We start from the raw sequence: 21,495 nt of genomic DNA, 5'->3' as shown, positions 1-21,495 counted from the left end.
TTCCTGACGCTACCCCTTAATAAACTAAAGGCTGCTAACCAACTTATTATTGGTTACGCAGCCTTTTTCATATGAATTTACATACACATTCATCAATTACATATTTACAAAGCTCCTTCATTTAGTTACGATATGATTTATGAACTAAAGCGTAAGAATTACGATTACTATTAAGGAGGACTTCCTGTTGTTTAAACGTTCGTATTTTAAACTATTTATACCTGCGGTAATGGCGGTAATGATGGCAGCCTGCGCTTCATCTCCGTCAGCTTCACCCTCTCCATCTGCTGCACCACAAGATAAAAGTGTTACCTTATTGTTCAATGTGCAAAGCCCTTCTATAGATCCTCATGCAGACGTAAATTACACAGCTGTTCGTGCTGGAGTAAGTGAAACACTGATCAAAGTGAACAAGGATCTTAAGCTGGAAGCTTGGCTTGCAGAGAAATGGGACAGCAAGGACGGACAGCACTGGACCTTCAACATCCGACCTGGCGTGAACTTCCACAGCGGTAATGCCCTCAATGCCGCTGCTGTCAAAGCCTCTTTGGAAAGAGCGCTAAAACTTAATCCTTCGGTCAAAAATGCGCTACATATCCGTGATATTCATGCGGATGGACAGATTTTGACCATTACGACAGACAAGCCTTTTCCGGAATTTGTATCTGAACTGGTTCATCCAAATACGGCTATTATAGACACCACAGCTACAGGTGACCTCCCATCTGGGACGGGACCGTTCAAGGTTGCCAGCTTCCGTGCTGGAAGTGAACTGAATTTAGATCGCAATGAACAATATTGGAACGGTGAAGTAAAGTTGAAGCATGCCAAATTCATGTTTAACGAAGACGCCAATGCACGTCAGCTTGCTTTTCAAGCCAAAACTGCTGATATTGTGTATCGCCCGCCAATTGAAAGCCTGGAGCTATTGAAAGCTGATTCTACTGTTAAGGTTGACTCACTTCCTAGTTTGCGAACGCATCAACTTATTTACAATATGAACAATAACGATCTGAAAAAGACGGCTGTGCGTAAGGCATTCGATAACCTGATCAACCGTGATGAGATTGCCAGCGGTATTATGTCCGGCCAGGGAACCCCTGCTCAAGGGCCGTTCTTGCCCGACTTTCCATTTTCGCCGGAATATATTACGAAAAAATTTGATTTAAATGCTGCACGAGAAGGCTTCAAGCAAGCTGGATATACAGTGCAGAACGGAAAAGTTGCAACCCCTGACGGCAAGCCGCTTCAACTTACATTACTAACTTACCAGTCGAGAGCGGAACTTCCACTCATTTCCCAGCTGATTCAGGCTAATGCTAAAGAACTTGGCATTACGATTGATATCCGTCAGGTTGATAATATTGACGAATATCTTACCGCTCATCAGGATTGGGATTTAGCGACTTATAGTAGCATTACAGCCCCGCGCGGCGATGCAAGCTATTTTCTAAATGCGGCTTACATGCCTGAAGGAGCACTAAATTATGGGCGTGTGCATGTACCGGAACTCGCGAGTATGATTTCACAGCTGAACACAACCGTGAATGAGGAACAACGCAACAAGCTGGCGCTGAAAGCTGTCACACTGATTGACCAAGAAAATCTGCAATCCTTTCTGGTCCATCCAAACAACGTAGTGGCCTATCGCGATTACGTACATAACTGGGTAACTAGCCAAAGTGAATATTACTTGCTAACCCAGGACCTGGATGTGAACTAGCATGTTCAAATCCATGGCCAAAAAGTTTCTTGAACTAGTTTTGTTCTTTCTTATTCTTTCCTTTGTGAGCTTCTGTCTGCTTAAGCTTGTTCCGGGCGATCCCGTCCGGAGCATTCTCCGAGTCGATGATGTAGCTGTGTCCAATCAGCAAATTACGGATATGCGCAGCCAACTAGGGCTGGACCAACCATTACCTGTGCAATATGGTAAGTGGCTGGTTCAGTTGCTTCAGTTTGATTTTGGACAATCTTATTTAACCCATCGTCCGGTATTCACAGAGTTTATGGAAAAACTGCCTTATACGCTGCTGCTGACCGGAGGCTCTCTGTTCATTTTGCTGCTAATAGCTCTACCCTTGGGAACGATGGCTGCGCTCTACCGTAACCGCTGGATTGACAACGCCAGTCGTGTGTTTGCCTTAATCGGCTCCTCGATTCCCAGCTTTTGGCTGGGGCTTTTGTTTATCGAATGGTTTGCAGTTAAATTGCGCATTTTGCCGTCTATGGGCGAAGGAACCGCTTTTCATTTGGTACTCCCTTCTCTTACCTTGGGATTAGCAATGGCGGCCGTTTATGTACGAATGATTCGCGCAAGTCTGATTGAAAGCTCGGGGCAAGACTTTATCAAAGCGGCGCAAGCGCGTGGCATCAGCCCCATCCGCATTTTTTTCAGACACATGCTCCGTCACAGTCTAGTTCCACTCATTACGGTATTCAGTGAGAGTATAGGTAGCCTACTGGGAGGCACAGTCGTGATTGAAGTGCTATTCGCCTATCCGGGGCTGGGAAAATGGATTGTGGATGCCATTGCTGCAAGGGATTACCCCATAATTCAGGGCTATACCGTATTTATGGCTGGATTCATTGTATGTATCAATATTTTGGTAGAGCTGTCCTACCGTTGGGTCAATCCTGAAATCGCTTTGAAGGAGAAACGTTTATCATGATAAAATCCGTACATGCGGAAAACGGGCAGCTCACTAAAACGCGATTGTCCAAAACATGGATCGTGTCGCTCTCCATCCTGCTCATTCTTGCAGCAATTACAGTCGTTCCGTTTCTTGCTCCGCAAGATCCATATCGTATCCAGATGGGGAATCGACTACAATCGATCAGCGCTACGCACTGGCTGGGAACGGATCATTTGGGCAGAGATGTACTATCGAGAGTCATAGCTGGACTTCGGACGACTGTCGGAACCAGTTTGTTGATTTTGGCCGTTTCGCTGGTTGTCGGGGTCCCTCTTGGTCTGCTTTCAGGATTTATTGGAGGCTGGATGGATCGTGTATTCAAACGGGTGGTCGATGCCTTCATGACATTACCTGATTATATTTTTGCCATTGTACTGAGCGGTTTGCTCGGACCAGGCTTAGTAAATCTTATTTTCGCGGTGACTGCGGTAAAATGGGTTGGTTATGCACGTCTGGTGCGTAGTAGCGTTCTGGCTGAAAAGCAAAAGGATTACATTTCGTTATCCATACTGGCGGGCACTTCCTCCCTGCGGATTGTCATGCGACATATTCTCCCCCATGCAATAGGGAATGTTCTTGTGCTGGCTACGCTGGATGTCGGCAAAATTATTTTAATGATTGCCTCCCTATCTTTTTTGGGCTTAGGTCCACAGCCACCAATTCCGGAATGGGGTACTATGTTGAATGAAGGACGAGCGTATTTTCAAATGGCTCCCCACCTGATGCTGGTTCCTGGGATAGCTGTCGTGCTAACCGTGCTACTAGCAAACGTATTTGGAGATAAACTACGCGACCGTTATGATGTTAAAACCCGGACAGAGGAGTGAATTGGCACATGCTGACTATTGAAGGCTTAACGATTCGGACCAATGTAAAAACGATTGTAGAGCAACTGGAGCTTGCCGTTCGTCCGGGGGAATGGTGTGCTCTTGCCGGCGAAAGTGGTAGCGGCAAAAGCATGACGGCGTTCGCTATCGGCGGCCTTCTCCCCTCTTCTGTTACAGCGGAAGGTATCATTGTGTGGAAGGACAATAATTTACTAGATCTACCCGCTAAACAAAGGCGCTCTTTGCTTGGCAGTGAAATATCCTACATTTTTCAAGACTACCACGGGGCTTTCACCCCCTTTCTGCGTGTAGGCAGCCAACTGGACGAGCTGATGCGCGCCCATGGCAAGCAAGATCGCAAGGCGCGCAAGCAGCGCTGTATCGAGGTGCTGGAGCGCGTACAGCTTCCCGCCGAGCGTGTGTACCGCAGCTATCCGTTCCAACTCAGCGGCGGTCAATTGCAACGGGTAGCTATTGCGGCTGCACTACTACTGGAGCCGAAGTTACTTATTGCCGACGAGCCCACAACGGCGCTGGATACGCTCACAGCTCATCGGGTGCTGCAGCTCATTGACCAAATCCGGACGGAAACGGGTATTTCCGTCTTGTGGATCACTCACGATCTGCGTCATGTACGCAAGTATGCAGATCGAATCGCAGTGATGCGCGAAGGTTCACTGGTTGAAATAGGTGAAACGCAAGCGGTGCTGAACCATCCGGACCACCCGTATACTCGTCGTCTATTGGCAGCTATTCCGCCGCTGTCTCCGGGCGCTCCAGCACGTTTACCTTACAACAGCACTGAAGAACAGGACGCAATGGAAAGGAGCGCTGCACATGAATAATCAAGCCGCCTGCGCTCAGCGGCAAGACACGTCTAATCCTGTCGTGACCGTCTCCGGTTTGACGAAGGCTTACACTGGAGGCAAAACGGTGCTGCAAAATGTTGCTCTGTCGATCTCCCCTCGAGAATGTCTGGGCATTGTCGGGGAAAGCGGCAGTGGGAAAAGCACACTCGCTCGCTGTATATTGACATTGGACCCATTTGATCAAGGTGAGCTTAGACTAGATGGGCAGTCTATCCGGGGATTAAAGCGGAGCGAGTTAAAACGGATTCGCAGCAGGCTGGGTGCAGTTTTTCAACATCCATCTGCGGCTTTGAACCCCAGACTAACCATCCTGCAATCCCTGCTGGAGCCACTGGACCAGCTTAAGTACTATGTTCCTTCTTTTATGACGGGTATGTCCTCAGAACGTCGGGATATAGCAGAACATTTGCTTGATATGGTAAAGCTTCCAGCCAGCTATCTGGACAAGTTTCCACATCAGCTTAGCGGTGGGGAAAAGCAGCGTGTAACCATCGCACGTGCCATCAGCACAGAGCCGGATTTTATCGTATTGGACGAGCCAACAGCAAGTCTGGATGTGACCACACAAGCCACCGTTTTAAATCTGCTCAAGGATTTGCAGGATGAGCTAGGATTGGCTTATCTGTTTATCTCACATGATCTGGCGGCTGTGCACTTTATGAGTGATCGAATCATGGTCATGAAAGAAGGCAGTGTGCTTGAGCATTTTCCCAAGGAAGCATTATTTCATTCGGATCGCCATCCCTACACACAATCATTACTGGAGGTTTTTTCAACATGTTGCCTTCCCACCGAGCCTATCTTGCTTTAGCTATCCCTTTAATTATTTCGACGATTACAACCCCGCTACTCGGTGCGGTGGATACAGCTGTAATCGGTCATTTGAGCGATTCCGCGTATTTAGGCGGTGTAGCGGTGGGCACTCTTATTTTCAATACTTTATATTGGCTGTTTGGCTTCCTGCGAGTCAGCACATCAGCTTTCACGGCCCAAGCCGCGGGGGCACAAAATAACGACCAGGGCATAGCTGCTCTCATGCGCCCACTGGCCATTGCTTTACTCATTGGTGCGGTATTCATTGTGTTACAAAAGCCCATTCTGTTAGCTTCTCTGCAGCTAATCCATCCAGCTCAGGATGTGGCAGCGCAGGCAGCAATTTATTTTAACATTCGTATCTGGGGAGCCCCTCTTACATTGGTGAACTATGTGCTGCTCGGCTGGCTGATGGGATTATCCCGTGTGAAGGCTACATTATTTTTGCAAATTACAATGAACGTAATCAATATGGTATTAGCTATTGTATTTACACAGATGATGCATTGGAATGTCACTGGTGTAGCAAGCGCTACTCTGATTGCGGAGGCTCTTGCATGTATATTGGGTCTCGTTCTGGTGTTCCGCTCATCGATTTGGAGAGAATGGAAGCAAAGCGGACAGATGAATTGGCGAGGATGGTTTGGAGCTTCAGAGTTGAAAAGTGTCATGGCAACAAACCTTGATCTTATGATCCGTACAGCCTGTCTGCTGACGATGTTTAATCTGTTTACGGCGCGCAGTGCGAGCTTTGGAACCGATCAATTGGCGGCAAACGCTATTTTGTTGCAGATCCATTACATTATGGCTTACTTTTTTGATGGGTTCGCCAACGCCAGTAGCATCATGACAGGTCAGGCTCGGGGTGCCGGGGATCGTAAAATGCTGCAAAGGGTTATTCACTTGTCCTGGTTCTGGACACTGGTGACCAGCGTAGTGACAGGAGGATTGTATTTCGCACTGAAAGAGCCGCTTATCTCACTATTTACGGACAATGCTACAGTGATTAGCCTTACAGGCCCTTATAATGGGTGGCTTGTGGTCTTTCCACTGGCAGCCGGGCTGGGACTGGTATTCTACGGTGTGTTTACGGGGATGACGGTAACGTATCCGATCCGTAATTCGATGCTGATTTCATTGCTCTGCTTTTTGATCGCTCTCTTCTGGTGCGTTCCCCATTATGGGAATCACGGACTTTGGCTATCCTTTATCGTATTTGCACTAGGACGGTCACTGTTTCTTGTAATCTATTTACCTCGCTTGCAGAGGATATAGCAGCACCTGATTTACATCGCTCTCAAAAACAAAGGATGTCCCATCCACCATGTACGTGGTGTTGGGACATCCTTTTATTATTTATTCATACGGCTTTCAGGTTAGGAGTTTGCAGATACCTCTACTCGCCTTGAGGAACGGTCAAGCCTAAACCTTCGGCTACACGGCGTCCGTATTCAGGATCAGCTTTGTAGAAATGTCCGATCTGACGCAGTTTGATTTCATCACTTTCTACGGGCTTCATCGCATTTACGATGTTTCGGACCAGGCGTGCACGCTCTTCTTCACTGAGCAAGCGGTATAGGTCGCCCGGTTGTGTGTAGTGATCATGATGATCGTAGGCTACACTTTGAGCTTCGCCAGACACTTCAAAAGGAGCCATTTTGTGCGCAGGTGATTCTTTGGGTCCACCGAGACTATTAGGCTCGTAATAGACAGATCCTCCGCCATTGCTGTCACTGCGCAATGCACCATCGCGTTGGTAGTTGTGAACTTCCGCATGCGGACGGTTGATCGGCAACGAATTATGATTTGCACCTACACGGTAGCGATGTGCATCGCCGTAGGCAAACAGGCGTCCTTGCAACATTTTATCCGGGGATGCCTCAATACCAGGAACAAATGAACCCGGGGAGAATGTCGCCTGCTCTACCTCAGCAAAATAGTTCTCAGGATTGCGATCCAGCACCATGCGTCCAACCTCGATCAGCGGGTAATCCTTTTGAGACCATACTTTTGTCACATCAAATGGATCAAAGCGATACGTATCTGCATCTTCTACCGGCATAATCTGCACATGAAGTTTCCATGCAGGAAAATCACCTTTTTTGATGGCATTAAACAAATCTTCTGTATGATAATCCGGATTTTCACCAGCAATTTTCGCAGCCAAATCCACATCAAGATTTTGCACACCTTGCTCTGTTTTAAAATGATATTTCACCCATACTGCCTGTCCTTCGGCATTTACCCACTTGAACGTGTGACTACCGAAACCATGCATATGTCTAAGAGTAGCTGGAATACCGCGGTCAGACATTAGAATACTTACCTGATGCAGCGATTCAGGAGATAAGGACCAGAAATCCCAGACCGCATTCGGGTTTTTCAGATGGGTTTGGGGATGGCGTTTTTGCGTATGAATAAAGTCAGGAAATTTAATGGCATCCCGAATAAAAAACACAGGTGTATTATTGCCCACGAGATCATAGTTGCCTTCTTCTGTATAAAACTTCACCGCAAAACCACGCGGGTCGCGTACAGTATCGGACGAGCCCAGCTCACCCGCCACTGTAGAAAAGCGAATAAACATCGGTGTACGCTTGCCCACCTCAGACAAGAAGCTTGCTTTTGTATATGCAGACAAATCATTAGTAACTTCAAAATATCCGTGTGCTCCTGCACCTTTTGCATGAACGACACGTTCCGGCACACGCTCCCGGTTAAAATGTGCCAATTTCTCCAGCAGATGCACATCCTGAATTAGTGCGGGACCCCGCGAGCCTGCTGTGATCGAATTTTGATTATCTCCAACAGGAGCGCCCCAGCTTGTAGTCAGGTTCGTTGGTTGGTTACTCATGATTGAAATCACCTCTTGAATGAATTGGTTGACTATGTGTCTTTCACTATAAATTGTGCACAAACAAAAATCAATACTTTTTTATAATTATTATAATTTAGGATTTAGAATTAGTTTAAAATCATAAATAAAAAAGCAAGCCCTATAAGGCTTGCCGTATATGCACTACTGTATTTATTTACTAATTAGTATGCTTCCATTTTCACGTTCTGTAATGATTCCTTTGATCACTTCTCGAAGTTTTGCCATTGAGGCTTTCAGACAATATTCATATAGAATTCATCATAAAATCATAAAAGCAGCTGCTTGCTATCGAGAAAATCCAAGATATCCTGAACCGACGGGATTACCTCCCGCCCTTCAGTGGATACGATTAGATCCGGTTCCAACGGTGCTTCATAAGGAGCATCAATCCCCGTAAAATGATGAATTTCTCCGGCACGCGCTTTCTTGTACATTCCTTTTGGATCGCGTCGCTCACATTCCTCCAGGCTGCACTGTATATATATCTCATAGCAACCTTCTTGCTTTAAAATCTCCTTTACCATTTCACGATCTTCCCGATAAGGGGAAATGGTGGCGCAAATGGTTAGGACACCCGCATGTGCCATTAGCTTTGCAACTTCAGCAATACGACGAATATTTTCTTTACGGTCAGCGGGTAGGAAACCTAGATTCCGATTTAAACCATGCCGAACATTATCCCCATCCAAAATAAACGTGTGTATGCCTCGTGCATATAACGCTTTTTCAAGTGTGGAGGATACCGTTGATTTTCCCGAACCAGACAGCCCTGTAAACCAAAGCACCGGACTTTTATGGCCATTCAAAAGCTGACGCGCTTGCTTATCAATATCGGACACATGCCAGGTTATATTCGAAGATGGTTCCATTCAGCACCTTCCTTTTTCATGAGATATTATAGTAAACGATTTAATGCACTGCCTTTACTTCAAGAAAGAACATTTTTAAAGCTGTTTAAAGTACGTTGGTCTGCTTTGTGATCCAACACTGCAAAAACAATCCGGTCAAACAGCAAACCATATCCTTCATCTACAATCACTTGCTTGAACCAGAGGGCAACCTCTTCCGGCTTATTGCGGAATACCCCGCAACCATAGGCTCCCAGCACAAGATGTTCTACGCCGTTTTGCTTAGCCATTCCAAGAATGTAACGGATTCGCTCCAGCATCACTTCACCAATCCGATTCACCTGCTCTGGCTCCCGTTCTCGCACCACTCCAGCATTTACAGCAGGTGCGGTCAGGAAATCGACTTGATACGGCTTCTCCAACAATGTTCCCTGATCATCCCGAAATACCGGAACTTCAGGCGAATAAATCATATAATCTGAATAAAAACAGCTCCGCAGCTTCCGATTATGTCCATACATCTCTTCCATTTGTGAAATGCAAGGATACAACGCTGACGAACGAGCCAAGCTTTCCTCTTGAGCCTGGCTGCCTCCGAGAAATCCACCTCCCGGGTTTTTGGCTGATGCAAAATTCAAACACGCCACGTGGGTCAGCTTCTCCTCTACCTGGAGTCTGTATGCCGCCTGTAACGTGCTTTCTCCCGTAACCTCCAATTTTGCAATGATCCTCTGTTCGTCTATGCGGGAAGAAGGCTCCAATATACTTTTTATTCTTTGCTCTGCCTCTTGTTTTACAGTTACCAGCTGAGAAGGTGTATATAACTTCGAGCCTGTGACCGCATTCCCTATGTCATTTGTCATATTTACTTGAGCCTGTTTGTTATTCGTATAATACCCATGTTCCAAAATGGATAGTGTTTCCTGCGCCATACTCGATCGGGCATCTCGGTTGCTCCGAGAATTCATTGTATTTTTCATGATGACCATTCCTCCTTTTGCAATACATCCTCACGTAAATTCGTCAATATTTCTCCTAGCCAGTTCGTGCCACGCCATAGCTTGCGGTTCCGTATACGAGCATCGTTCTCAGCTAAGCCTACACCCCAAATGGTGTCGGTTGGACTAGCCTCAACCAGAGTGGTTCCTTTCGTTTTAAGCAGGTGCTTGAGCAAATTCGGATTTTGTGTAAACTTGGCGTAATTACCGTCATACACAAATTGCCGGCAATTGGCCTCCCACAAGGATTGGTCAAATCCGCGCACACTGCGGCCGCGGGCTTTTTGTTCCCTTGGAGTAGGGGCTTGCATAATTTTCAAGGCCGCCTCTTCATCCCCAAAAAGCTGGGCTTTTTTTAACATCATATATTGCTCGGCACAGTTAAACTCCATTCCATCCACGACAAAATCAGAAGGATACCATTGCGAAAACGGCGAATGACTGCGATAAAAAAACGTAAACTTTTCCATGATGATTCCTCATTTCATATTCCTTATGTTACATAAAACGCGACCGAGGCTTAAATCGGTATAACTTGGATGGACGGTGTCCGGCCGCTTTTCTATACTCATTGGTTTCTTCCACGAGATCAGCTATTTTGCGACGAAAAGCTGCAGCCAACAGCTCCTTACCTAGAATAATTTCATACACCTGCTGAAGCTCACTTAGTGTAAATAGAGCCGGCATCAGGTGAAATGCGATATCTGTGTATTCTATTTTGCTGCGCAGACGCTCTATACCGTACGCAATAATTTTGGCATGATCAAAAGCAATTCCCTGTGACTCCAGCACTTCTCGCTTGATTTCAATGGTTCTTCCCTTAAGAATTTCAGTTATTTTTACTTTGGCTGACAGATGGATGTCCCCATGCTTCAATGTGATGTCAATGTCTTGTTCCCATGTGTAACCTTCCGGCTGATTCGTCCGCGTCTCCTGAGCTACGCTGTAATCCAGCTCAAACCATTGGGCATCAGCGGCATCATCCCCCGCCTGTACCTCCAAGGAATCGTGGTCAACTAAAGCCATGTAAGCGCAACTGATCACCCGCATACGTGGATCACGTGCCACATCTCCCCAAGTATATAGCTGCTCCATATAAATCTGATCCACATTCGTTTCCGTTTTAAGCTCGCGTCGTGCAGCTTCTTCCAGACTTTCATCTATGCCTACAAAACCACCTGGCAACGCCCATTGTCCTATATAGGGATGCTCCCCTCTTTGGATCAAAAGAAGCTGTAGGGTCTTCTCCGGCAGCTTACGGTAATTTTGTTGGAGCTGATCCATTACCGTAAATAGCAGCATATCTACCGTTACGGATGGGCGCTCATATTCACTCGCATCATAAGCGGCCAAAAATTCCTCTTCCGTCAAGCCACTGTAATTATGTTTCAATCCATCTGTCACTTGCGTCACCTACCTGTTCATATATGGGTATTTCATCGCTTTTGAGTCAAAAGTGGCGAATGCTCTATGTAACTTTTAATTTGAATCAATTGATAAAAACAAAATGTTAATATCAATACAATAATATATAAAAACTGCTTCGTCAATAGGGTGTATAGACCTATTTTTAAACGTTTGATAGTACTATTAGACTGTTTACTGAATTTTACTTGTTGCTTATTGTCATATCATGTATGATGTTTTGGTCAATATAGGAAACACAACATACTAATCACGTAGGGAGAAGATCCAATTGTCTAACCAGTTTAATCCGCAAAACAATCAACAAGGAGCACCATCCAGACCAGCCCCTGTGTACCCGCCTCCAGTCTCATTCAAGGAATGGATGATCAGTTTACTTCTGATGGCTATACCGGTAGTTGGACTTATTATGCTGTTTGTGTGGGCATTTAGCGGCTCGACTAATCCGAGCAAAGCTAATTACGCTAAAGCAGGCCTTCTTTGGGCCGCTATTGTAATCGTGATCTATATCATTATGGCTGTTGCTCTGTTGCCTGCACTCATAAGTTCATTGAATTCAAGCAGCTACTATTGATTCCAAGTACATAGCAAAACAACCTTCCGATAAATCAATCTGATACATCAGAAGGTCTTTAAACTAAACTGCCGACCCCGTCGGCAGTTTTTATTTGATCTCTTTTCCCTTTAATTGTACCAAAGATCATCTGTTTTAAGTTCCTGTAGACTGCTCAAAAACGATTTTGAGTTATCAACATAAAGTTCAGTATCAATATAGTACAGCCTTTTATCATGTAAGCATTGATCAATATACTCTGCATTTAATATACTTTTATCTTCTACATTGGCGGCAAAAGCTTGCAGTTTGGGAAGCGCGGTTTTCTGATATTCAAGCCATGAATGATGGAATCCAGCTGGCTCCTCCAGACAATAAATGTCATGATACAGCGCTTCAGCAATCCCCTTCTTCCTGAGATAGTCGGGTAAGAAAGGCATACTTTTGAAGTACCGGCCGGTCATGGCGAACACGCGATAGCTCCAATAAGGAGCACCGTGATTAGATTGGCAAAAAAGATTCAGGAAGAATACAGAGTAGTGCATTTTAATTGTAATAACTTGATGTTTCTTCACTTCCGAAACAATACGATCCGCCATCCGGCTATCAATGATCTCATCAAAATCAGCCAAAATGATCACATCATCATCCTCAACCTTATCCTGCAAGATAGAGGTACTCTTGTTTCTTTGGCAAGCCTCATTATGAAACGCACTGTTATGGCTGAGCAGACGCCAGTACCAGCGGTCAAAGTTATCCGCACCGCAGCTATCCACATCAAAGTACAATGAGTGCTTCTCAGGTTCACGAAATATTTGATCCGCATGAAATGGATGATAAATGACCTTGGGACCAACATAATCTGGATTAAAGTTCCGAGGCTTATCTAAATAGCTGAACGTCTTGTTAGCTTCGATCACGTGCAACTCATCAATCCAACCGGAATTTTCTTTTATTTTAATATCTGCAATGCGATTTTCATTGAAAAATGGACAAAATTCATATATTTTCATAATCTGAAGCTCCCCTCCGCTATCATGGTATATGGGCGAACACTGATGCTTTGGCACAGATGTCTGGATATGAGGCGTATTAGCTCAGCGATCGTCTGATCCTTATAATGCAGTGAACTATAATAGCAGGTTAAACTTAATCTGTCGCATCTAAGACCTGCCGTCATATTTAACTTGTAAGCAGAGGGATTGTCCGCCGCGTTCGTATTTCCGTAAGATATGGGTAAAGGCTCAAACAAATCATCAGCTATCCCGTTCATTTCCTCTGATTGGTAATGGAAAAGCATGTGTGTTCCGTCCCTTAGTGGTTCCTTATCTAGATAAATTCCCTGTATCATATGTCGTAAAATAAAATAATCCAAGCCTTCAGATGGAATATGCCGCAACGTATGTGTGACATGTCTCAGTGCCGTTTCCCAATTCCCCAATAGTTCTCCTTCTGGGATCTGAATTCGAAGGGGGTATGCACCGGCAAAAAAACCGATAGTACGATCAATCATAATACCCGGCAAAAAAGACTCACGTTGATAAGACATCACATGCAGCAGCAAATCCGATTGCTTTTTCAATTGGAAACAAGCTTGTGACAACGCCGTCAGTAAGATGCTCAGTGGAGTAGTATGATGCTTCATAGCCAATGCTTTTAGAAGAAGAATATGCTCCTCTCCTTCAAGTAAATCATACGTTATAGTTCTCATGTGTCGGTGAAGAGGCTGTATCTCCGATTCCCTGTCAACCTGTAAAGATTGGCCGCCTTCCACAAACTCACTCCAGAAAGTGGATGATTTGGGAAAAGGTCCCTTTGCCGCATATTGCGACAACGCTATGCACCAATCCCGATAACTGCTTTCCTTCTCCTCCGCATGTAACGCCAAATCACTCCTTTTTCCCGGCAAGAGAAGATGTCTCAACTCTTCTAAAAAAATGTTTATGGAAATCCCGTCAAAAATTAAATGATGGAACAGAAGTAATATCACCTGTTGTCTCTTTTCGTAATAATGGTCAAACAACACAACTTTCCATAAAGGTCCTTCCTTGATATCGAATTCATGCTGCACTTTCGAGCAGTATTCCGAAATGTAAGCGTCATGTGATCCCGAGATCATGTGCAAATCTACGTAAGAAACTACCTGTCCTGCACTTATTTTCTGCTCAAACTGATACCATTCATCATCCAGTTGAGCAAACGACAGCCGCAACGCCGCATGTTTGTTCAATAGTGGTTCAATCGACGCGTTCAGCCATTCTGTAGGAATGTAATTCTTGAGCCGAGCCAAGTAAGGTACATTAAACATGTTATAATTCACGAGATCTCTTTGGAAAAAACGTTTTTGTACAGCAGACAGCGGAAATCCGTCATCCGGGTATTCTTTTCTTATAGACTGATATGGGATATCCATGTTCGGACAAAGGTCAGTTGCTGTATCCGTCATTGCATTGATCAATGAGAGGGCCAAACGTTCGATCGTCTGTTCGCGAAATATTTGGTTGACCGTAACCGGATATCCGCTTTTTTGCAGCAGGCTGGCTATTCGTAGTGCATGGAGCGAATGGCCTCCCAACGTGTGAAAATCTTCATTCTTGCCAATGTAATCAAGCTTCAGGACCATGCTCCAAACTTCTTCTATGGTTTGCTCCAGTTCAGTCTTCGGTCCAGCATTTGCTTCCTTATCGCTGCTATGGATTTCAGGTAAAGGAAGATTTTTACGATCGATTTTCCCGTTAGCCGTTAATGGGAACGATTTCAGCCAAACGTAACGAAACGGTAACATATAAGAAGGAAGACCTTCAGCCATAAAAGTATGAAGCTGCTCCACTCGTTGCTCCTCTTCCGCTGTATAGTAAGCGATCATCCGCAAATCGCCATAAACCTCCCGGATAAAGACCAGACATTCTTTCACTACAGGATAGCTGCTAAGACGGAACTCGACTTCTCCGAGTTCGATTCGATAGCCGCGAAGTTTCACCTGATCGTCAGCCCGTCCGATATACTCGATATTCCCGTCTGGCAGCCATCTCGCCCGATCTCCCGTACGGTATAGAATTGAATTCGTACCTCTTTCACCATCTTTGGCAGAGCGATATGGATTCGGTGCAAACGCATGCTGTGTCAATTGGTTTTGCCGCCAATACCCCCTTGCAACCCCGTCTCCCCCCACGCATAATTCCCCGATTGCTCCGACAGGCTGAACACGGCCCCGTTTGTCCAGAATATAACAAGTTGAATTACTAATGGGCTTGCCAATAGGGATATTCTGCTCAAAAGGCTTTTCGATCCGGTAGCTCGTCGAAAAGGTGGTGTTCTCCGTAGGACCGTATACATTGAGAATCGAAAGTTCCGGATTGGCAAGACGGATACGATTGATATGCTTAACCGACAAAACTTCCCCACCTATGAGCAACCATTGGAGTCTAGCAAATATCTTTTCATTTTCTTCAATCCAGTGATTACACAGTGCAGAACTTAGCCATAGTGTATTAATTCTCCACTCCTTCATCCGCTGCTCCAGCACATGTATATTTAGAAGATCATCTTTTGAAACTACAAACAGCTGTCCTCCATTCAGCAGCGTCCCCCAAATTTCAAACGTAGAAGCGTCAAAAACAGGCGAACCTGTATAAAGCAATCTGATATCAGAAGAAAACGGAAAATAACAGGTGTTTTTGACCAAGCGAATGACATTGCGATGTTCCACCATAACGCCTTTCGGTTTTCCCGTCGATCCGGATGTATACATTAGATAAGCAAGATCATTTGGAGCAATCATGTTCTCCTTCTCTTCTTGTTCCACAACTCCATTTTGGTCAAAATACTTTGTATCCATCAGTATTAAACGGATTCCCTTACAGGCTTCCGAGATACGTTCCGCTCCTTCCTGTGAAGTGATAATGGTGTCCAGTCCAGCGTCCTTGATTAATTCGCGGGTTCTTGCTGCCGGAAAATCGGGGTCAATGGGAACATAGGCATATCCCGCTTTCATGATCGCCAGGATGGAGACAATGAATTCAAGAGAGCGCGGCAAGTAAACTCCAATAAACTTTCCATGATTGTTATCATCAGCATCATCCGTTAACATCTTGGCAACGTGCTGGGATATGAGGTTTAGGGTGTGGTAGGACATAACCTGATTGTGCGCAATTACTGCAGGCTGTGAAGACCGCAGCTCCGCTTGCTCTTGGAATAGATCAATAATTGAACGCTCTCTGGGATATGCTGTATACGTATTGTTCCAGTCGTAGACGATTCGTTCATATTCATCCTTGTTCATGAAGCAAACGTCTCTGACGTTGTAATTCGGGTATTCCAGCACATATTCCAGCGTATTTAGCAGATGCTCTGCCAGTCGACAAACCGTTTCTTGGTTCAATCGATCTGCATCATACATAAACTTGATGGTGATCTGTTCCCCGTCATTGGCAACGGTGATCGTCATTGGATAATTCGTTTTCTCTCGTTCCTCCATAGCTGACATCTTCAATTCATTTTCTGGTTGCCGATAGTCGTTCAAATAATTTTCGAATGCTACGATGCTGTAAAACATGACATGTCCTTGAATACCAGTCCAGCTCTTCAGTTCATTCAGACTCACATAGCTGTAGTCATTTAGTTTCTGAATGGTTTGGTGCAGCTTTTGTACATATTCAGTGATGGTTTGCTCGACATTCCAGTGCATGACCAAAGGCAGCGTATTAATCAGCATACCTGTGATCTGATCCGCTTTTGCAAGATCCGATCCCCTTCCGGAAACGACCATACCAAATATGGTTGTATCCGCATCTTGATAGACTTGTAGCACTTTACCCCATGCAAACTGCACCAACGTATTTAGCGAAACTTGCGCTTGCTGAACAAAATCAGCGATCCGCTTGGTTCGTCTCGGATCAATACAAAGAGTCTCGATCTGCTGGTTCTCAATCGGTTGATGTACCTCGGGAAGTATGCCCTTCTCTATCGGTAGTTGGGTTGGCTCCGTTACGTCGGCTAAATATGCCTTCCAGAATAACTCGGCCTCTGTGCGATCCTTATTGTTTAACCAACGAATATAAGTTTCATAAGAACGGGTCAAGCTGCGCTGTGGCATCCGGTTTTGCAGGCTACAAGCATAGAGCTCATGAACTCGATTTATTAGTAGCGGCAGGCTCCAACCGTCCAGCAAAATATGGTGGTAGCTCCAGATCATCGTCCATTCGTTTGAAGCAGTCTGAATCAGTGTTATGCGGAATGCAGGCTGACTCAGATCAAAACGGCGATTACGATCCATTGTCATCCAGCGTTCGATACACTCTTGTTGCTGCTCTGGTTGCTCAGCTTCAAAATCCAAAAATGTCCAATCCCATTCTGCATTTTGGATAATACATTGTATGGGCTTGTCCAACGCCTCCCAAATGTAGCAAGTCCGCAAGCTATCATTTTCAGAAATGATGCTGTTCCAGACTTCCCGGTAACGGTCTACCTCTAGCCTACCATGATATTTCCAACTAACCTGCACAAAGTATTGATCGGAACTAGGATGATCTAAATAATGGAACAGCAGTCCTTCTTGTAAGGGACTTAGATGCATCATTTTATCTACACCATATTGCCAATGATATGTCTGTACGATCTGATCGAGCGAATGCTGTTCCAGTGACACTGATGGAAAATCACTAGGTGTGAACTCTTGGTGTTCAGTCCGGCTGCAATGTTCGATAATAGCAAGCACACGTGTTATAAAAGTATCTAACAACTGAGTGATGGTCACTTCTTCATAGTGACATTTGCTATATTTCATAAACAAATGCAGCTTGCCATGAACAATGGAACAGTTGAGTTCCAATAGGCTTGTTCCATGATTAAGCGGCGAGCTATAATCCTGTGCTGCGTCACTTGTAAACCCTAACCACTGGTTTAATTCGCTCGCATTCTCCTGATCAAACTGGCCCAAGTAATTGAAAAGAGCCTGAGGTTCAGAAGCTGATAACTCGGAACGGACTTCTGTATTCGGATGGCAGTATCTCAAAGCGCCATATGACATGCCGCGGTGAGGAATACAACGCAACTGCTCTTTGACAGATTTAATCGTCGCTCCCAAGGGGGAACTGTCCGTAATCTGAATGCATACCGGAAACATGGAGGTAAACCAACCGATGGTTCTTGTCAGATCTATATCGGATACAAAGTGCTCACGTCCATGGCCTTCTAAGCGAAACGCAATCGTCTTCTGTCCAGACCAAGCGGAGAGCGCCAGGGACCAGGCTGTAAGTAGTAGGTCGTTGATCTCAGTATGATAAGCCTGAGAGCAATGATGCAAAAGCAGTTCCGTATCGTCAGGAGTAAGCATTGTAACTAATTCCGAAGATTCACTGCTCTTTTTACGATCCGGGTAATGGTCTACTGGCAGTACAAATGCTGCGGTTTGATGCTGCACTTTTTTCCAATATTCAATATGACGTAAAGTATCTTTATGTCTAGAATAACTCATCAATACAGAATGCCACTTCTTGTATGGATTTAAAACAGTAGGCAGCGCTATACCCTGATACAATTGATACAATTCCTGAACCAATATTCTCCAAGACACTCCATCAATGACTAGATGATGTATAGTCATAAACAGACGGGTTTTACCGTCAGGGTGACCTTGAATTACTCCTGCATACATCATGGCACCCGTCTCGTAATTCAATTGTCTGTTCCACGTATCACAAATGCTTGAAATTTCGGATTCGGGATAATCGACTTGTTGAAGGGTGTAGCTAGCCAGTTGAATGGAAACATCCTTTCGGTAGCGCTGCGAATACACATGTTCCTTGACTACGATCTCCATCGACAGCTCTGGATGTAATCGAATCAATTGATTAATGGCAGTTTCCAGCTTCACAGGATCACAATCACGGAGTACAAACAGCTGGGATTGGTTGAAATAATGCGGCTCTACAAACTGTTGCTCGAAAAACCAGTACTGGATCGGTGTCAAACCAAATTCGCCTGTCAAGTCAACGATGAGATCTTCCTTTTGATCATTGTCTGTCCAAGTAACCACAGCAGCTAATTTCTGAATGGTTGGATGCTCCGCAACTTGTCTTGGAGTAAGCATGATACCATGATCCCTGGCCATAGATACGACCTGAATGGCAAGAATTGAGTCTCCCCCAACCGCGTAAAAATGGTCGTTAACCCCGATATCTCCTCTTTTTAAAATCTGCCGCCAAATCCAAAGCAAGCGCTTTTCGAAACCGTCCTCGTCTGCTTCCACAACTTCATCAGCTTGAATAAATAAGGTCCCCCTCGGATCAGGGAGAGCTCCACGGTCGACTTTACCGTTTGTATTTACTGGAACTGACTCCAGATAACAAAAATATGAAGGAACCATATAAGCTGGTAATACAGAGTTTAAGTGCTGTGTCAGATCGGCCTCTTTCAGCTCTTCTACGGCAGTATAATAGGCCACCAGTTTATGGTAGGACCCGTCCTTCCAGGCTTGAACGACACATTGACCGATGTCAGGATGTTGGCGGAGCTGATGTTCTATTTCACCCAGCTCGATACGATACCCTCTGATTTTAATTTGTTCATCGATACGGCCGATAAATACCAATTCACCATCCGGCGTCCATTTCACAATGTCCCCGGTTTTATATAGCCGCTCACAGTGTGGCGGATATTCACTGCTAATTACAACCTCTTTGTGAACGAACTGTTCCTGAGTCAGTTCTTCACGATTCAAATATCCTCTGGCAAGCCCTATGCCGCCCACCCATAGTTCGCCGGGAACGCCGACAGGCACAGGACTGCCGAATGGATTCAAAACGAATAAACGTTTGTTATAGACGGGTTTGCCGATCGTAATTTCTTTTCCCGGTCTGCAGACGGAAGTAGAACAAATAATCGTCACTTCGGTCGGCCCGTAAGCGTTCACGAATCGTCTTCCTCTTCCCCAATAGTCCACAATATCAGGCGTACAGGGTTCTCCAGCAGATACAATTGTCCGCAATCTTGGCAGTTCTCTATGTTTCATCGTTCGCAGCACAGATGGCGTTAGCATCGCAACGTGGATATTTTTCTCTTCAAGAATATCTGAAATGTCTGCATAAGGAGGCAGTTCCTCGTCTGACAGAACAACCACTGTTCCGCCTACTGATAGCGTGCCGATCCATTCATAGACTGAAGCGTCGAAACTAATGGAGGCGAATTGCATGACTCTTGAATCTGAGGTGATACCAAACTTTTCAACAAGATAAGGGATCAACGTAACCAGACCCGCGTGTTCAATAAGGGTTCCCTTCGGTTTTCCAGTAGAACCGGATGTGTAGATGACATAAGCGAGATCATTCTGTGTAACCTTGATCTTCAAGTTTTCGTAGGGATAGTAGTCCTGCTGCACCAAGCATTCATCCACACAAATCAGCGAATATGCTCCCCTACCCATTTGAGAAATATATGGATTTAGCCTACTTACTAATTGGCTGTGCGTTATAATCATTTGGGCCTGTGCATCTTCTAAAATAAATCGCAGCCGTTCCCCAGGATATTGGGGATCGATCGGAAGATAAGCAGCGCCCGCTTTCATAACTCCAAACATCGACGGGATCACATCTGCGCTTCTATCCAAGACGATGGCAATCAGCGTGCCGGTCGGCAGAACGCCATGCCCCTGTATCGAATACGACTCTAAAATCATGCGGCTGATTTGATTTGCCCGGTGATTTAACTCATAGTAGGTCAGCTTCTGCTCTCCAAACTCTAAAGCGATTGCATCGGGTGTTCGGCCAGCCTGCTCTTCGATCAATTGAACCACGGTTTTATCCAAAGGATAGGCTTGTTCCGTATCATTCCATTGTTGCATCTGTCTGCGTTCTCTTGTGGTCAGCATGGGGTGAAATAGTACCGTCTTCTCCGGAAGAAGGAGTGCATTTGCCAGCAGTGTTTTGAAATGGCCTGCGAATCTAGCGATTTGCCTTTTTCCAAAACGGCTTCCATCATACTGTATTGCGCACTCCAATACATCCTGGCCATAACGGTAACAGAGCGCGATTTCTGGCTGATCTATACCGTAAAGGGGAGGGGACTTTTCCGCATTTAAACTTGGAGAAGGAAAGTCACCATAAATCTCTGCGATACACACATTGAAGAAATCCTTCCCTGCCCCTGATGGAGGATCAACTTTAGTTTGCTGCGAAAAATCCTCTCTCAATTCGTCGCTACTATGTTGTTTGTTCCATTCCATTTGTATCCTTTGTATCAAAGAGAGAAGATGATCTTCCTTCTGTATATGAATGAGTAGTGGATAATCCAGACGACATTCTTTCCCTTCCTTGTCTGATACCACGGAATATAAAACAGGCAGAGCGTATTGATTGGAGTAATGGGATAGCAGTACGGACCATATGGCTGTTATAAAAGAAGGCATACCCAACTGATGATGCTGTACAAAACCCATAATCGTTTTGACCTGTCTTGTCCCCAAACGAATCTTGTAAAGTGCTTGATCATCGCCTTCGGGCAATCCGGCATTTCCTTTTTGCTGAGAAAATAAAGGCAAGTAACGTCGCGGCCTATCAGAACTACTCTGATTAGATGTATTAGCTGATTCCATCA

14 protein-coding genes are annotated in these 21,495 nt (G+C 45.2%); 7 read left to right on the top strand and 7 right to left on the bottom strand.

All coding sequences use genetic code 11. The features are described from left to right. Positions 1 to 187: 187 nt before the first annotated feature. The 6 genes from nikA to ACWA2B_RS14390 are packed head-to-tail and all read left to right on the top strand — an operon-like array spanning position 188 to position 6,477. Positions 188 to 1,723 (top strand): nickel ABC transporter substrate-binding protein, encoded by a 1,536-nt coding sequence (gene nikA / locus ACWA2B_RS14415; RefSeq protein ID WP_449292320.1) that lies wholly within the window; start codon positions 188 to 190, stop codon positions 1,721 to 1,723. Between the two features lies 1 nt (position 1,724). Then, a complete protein-coding gene (gene nikB, locus ACWA2B_RS14410) occupies positions 1,725 to 2,669 on the top strand; it encodes a nickel ABC transporter permease (protein ID WP_449292319.1) in 945 nt (314 codons plus the stop codon). Then, entirely contained in the window at positions 2,666 to 3,520 is an 855-nt protein-coding gene (gene nikC, locus ACWA2B_RS14405) for a nickel transporter permease (protein ID WP_449292318.1), read from the top strand. The genes nikB and nikC overlap by 4 nt, the downstream gene beginning before the upstream one ends. Before the next feature lie 8 nt (positions 3,521 to 3,528). Further along, positions 3,529 to 4,365 carry an ABC transporter ATP-binding protein gene (locus ACWA2B_RS14400; protein ID WP_342434186.1) on the top strand — a complete coding sequence of 279 codons (837 nt, stop codon included), beginning with the start codon at positions 3,529 to 3,531 and terminating at the stop codon, positions 4,363 to 4,365. Continuing rightward, positions 4,358 to 5,200: an ABC transporter ATP-binding protein gene (locus ACWA2B_RS14395; protein WP_069011811.1), complete on the top strand. Its 843-nt coding sequence runs from the start codon at positions 4,358 to 4,360 to the stop codon at positions 5,198 to 5,200. The genes ACWA2B_RS14400 and ACWA2B_RS14395 overlap by 8 nt, the downstream gene beginning before the upstream one ends. Beyond that, the gene (locus tag ACWA2B_RS14390; RefSeq protein WP_165146524.1) at positions 5,167 to 6,477 is read left to right on the top strand and encodes an MATE family efflux transporter; all 1,311 of its coding nucleotides are present in this window, start codon (positions 5,167 to 5,169) and stop codon (positions 6,475 to 6,477) included. Before ACWA2B_RS14395 ends, ACWA2B_RS14390 begins: the two co-directional genes overlap by 34 nt. Before the next feature lie 121 nt (positions 6,478 to 6,598). Here ACWA2B_RS14390 and katA read toward each other — a convergent pair whose 3' ends face one another. The 5 genes from katA to ACWA2B_RS14365 all read right to left on the bottom strand — a co-directional run bounded on the left by katA (position 6,599) and on the right by ACWA2B_RS14365 (position 11,330). After that, on the bottom strand, positions 6,599 to 8,056 hold the full coding sequence (gene katA / locus ACWA2B_RS14385) for a catalase KatA (protein WP_029515135.1): 1,458 nt from the start codon (positions 8,054 to 8,056) through the stop codon (positions 6,599 to 6,601). Positions 8,057 to 8,346: 290 nt separating this feature from the next. Further along, positions 8,347 to 8,949: an adenylyl-sulfate kinase gene (gene cysC / locus ACWA2B_RS14380; protein ID WP_165146527.1), complete on the bottom strand. Its 603-nt coding sequence runs from the start codon at positions 8,947 to 8,949 to the stop codon at positions 8,347 to 8,349. A 59-nt stretch (positions 8,950 to 9,008) separates the two neighbouring features. Further along, positions 9,009 to 9,908, bottom strand: coding sequence for a TIGR02452 family protein (locus ACWA2B_RS14375; RefSeq protein WP_318627329.1), 900 nt, complete (start codon positions 9,906 to 9,908; stop codon positions 9,009 to 9,011). Continuing rightward, positions 9,905 to 10,396, bottom strand: a complete 492-nt coding sequence (locus tag ACWA2B_RS14370; RefSeq protein WP_039273133.1) for an NADAR family protein — start codon at positions 10,394 to 10,396, stop codon at positions 9,905 to 9,907. The genes ACWA2B_RS14375 and ACWA2B_RS14370 overlap by 4 nt, the downstream gene beginning before the upstream one ends. Positions 10,397 to 10,424: 28 nt before the next feature. After that, positions 10,425 to 11,330 (bottom strand): NUDIX hydrolase, encoded by a 906-nt coding sequence (locus tag ACWA2B_RS14365; protein ID WP_029515141.1) that lies wholly within the window; start codon positions 11,328 to 11,330, stop codon positions 10,425 to 10,427. A gap of 292 nt (positions 11,331 to 11,622) precedes the next feature. Between ACWA2B_RS14365 and ACWA2B_RS14360 the strand changes: the two genes are divergently transcribed. Beyond that, positions 11,623 to 11,925, top strand: a complete 303-nt coding sequence (locus ACWA2B_RS14360) for a hypothetical protein (protein WP_069011801.1) — start codon at positions 11,623 to 11,625, stop codon at positions 11,923 to 11,925. Positions 11,926 to 12,035: 110 nt separating this feature from the next. Here ACWA2B_RS14360 and ACWA2B_RS14355 read toward each other — a convergent pair whose 3' ends face one another. Together ACWA2B_RS14355 and ACWA2B_RS14350 are read right to left on the bottom strand one after the other, a co-directional pair. Continuing rightward, entirely contained in the window at positions 12,036 to 12,917 is an 882-nt protein-coding gene (locus ACWA2B_RS14355) for a hypothetical protein (protein ID WP_342434187.1), read from the bottom strand. Further along, positions 12,914 to 21,493: an amino acid adenylation domain-containing protein gene (locus ACWA2B_RS14350; protein ID WP_449292363.1), complete on the bottom strand. Its 8,580-nt coding sequence runs from the start codon at positions 21,491 to 21,493 to the stop codon at positions 12,914 to 12,916. Before ACWA2B_RS14350 ends, ACWA2B_RS14355 begins: the two co-directional genes overlap by 4 nt. Between the last annotated feature and the right edge of the window lie 2 nt (positions 21,494 to 21,495).

This window comes from Paenibacillus sp. CMM36 (genome assembly GCF_053570945.1).
This window is presented reverse-complemented; position numbering and strand designations above follow the sequence as displayed.

Bases quoted from the DNA above. Each gene is read 5' to 3' on its own strand.
- katA (WP_029515135.1), bottom strand. From the start codon at position 8,056: ATGAGTAACCAACCAACGAACCTGACTACAAGCTGGGGCGCTCCTGTT.
- cysC (WP_165146527.1), bottom strand. From the start codon at position 8,949: ATGGAACCATCTTCGAATATAACCTGGCATGTGTCCGATATTGATAAG.
- nikB (WP_449292319.1), top strand. From the start codon at position 1,725: ATGTTCAAATCCATGGCCAAAAAGTTTCTTGAACTAGTTTTGTTCTTT.
- ACWA2B_RS14350 (WP_449292363.1), bottom strand. From the start codon at position 21,493: ATGGAATCAGCTAATACATCTAATCAGAGTAGTTCTGATAGGCCGCGA.
- ACWA2B_RS14370 (WP_039273133.1), bottom strand. From the start codon at position 10,396: ATGGAAAAGTTTACGTTTTTTTATCGCAGTCATTCGCCGTTTTCGCAA.
- ACWA2B_RS14355 (WP_342434187.1), bottom strand. From the start codon at position 12,917: ATGAAAATATATGAATTTTGTCCATTTTTCAATGAAAATCGCATTGCA.
- ACWA2B_RS14400 (WP_342434186.1), top strand. From the start codon at position 3,529: ATGCTGACTATTGAAGGCTTAACGATTCGGACCAATGTAAAAACGATT.
- nikC (WP_449292318.1), top strand. From the start codon at position 2,666: ATGATAAAATCCGTACATGCGGAAAACGGGCAGCTCACTAAAACGCGA.
- ACWA2B_RS14390 (WP_165146524.1), top strand. From the start codon at position 5,167: ATGTTGCCTTCCCACCGAGCCTATCTTGCTTTAGCTATCCCTTTAATT.
- ACWA2B_RS14375 (WP_318627329.1), bottom strand. From the start codon at position 9,908: ATGAAAAATACAATGAATTCTCGGAGCAACCGAGATGCCCGATCGAGT.
- ACWA2B_RS14395 (WP_069011811.1), top strand. From the start codon at position 4,358: ATGAATAATCAAGCCGCCTGCGCTCAGCGGCAAGACACGTCTAATCCT.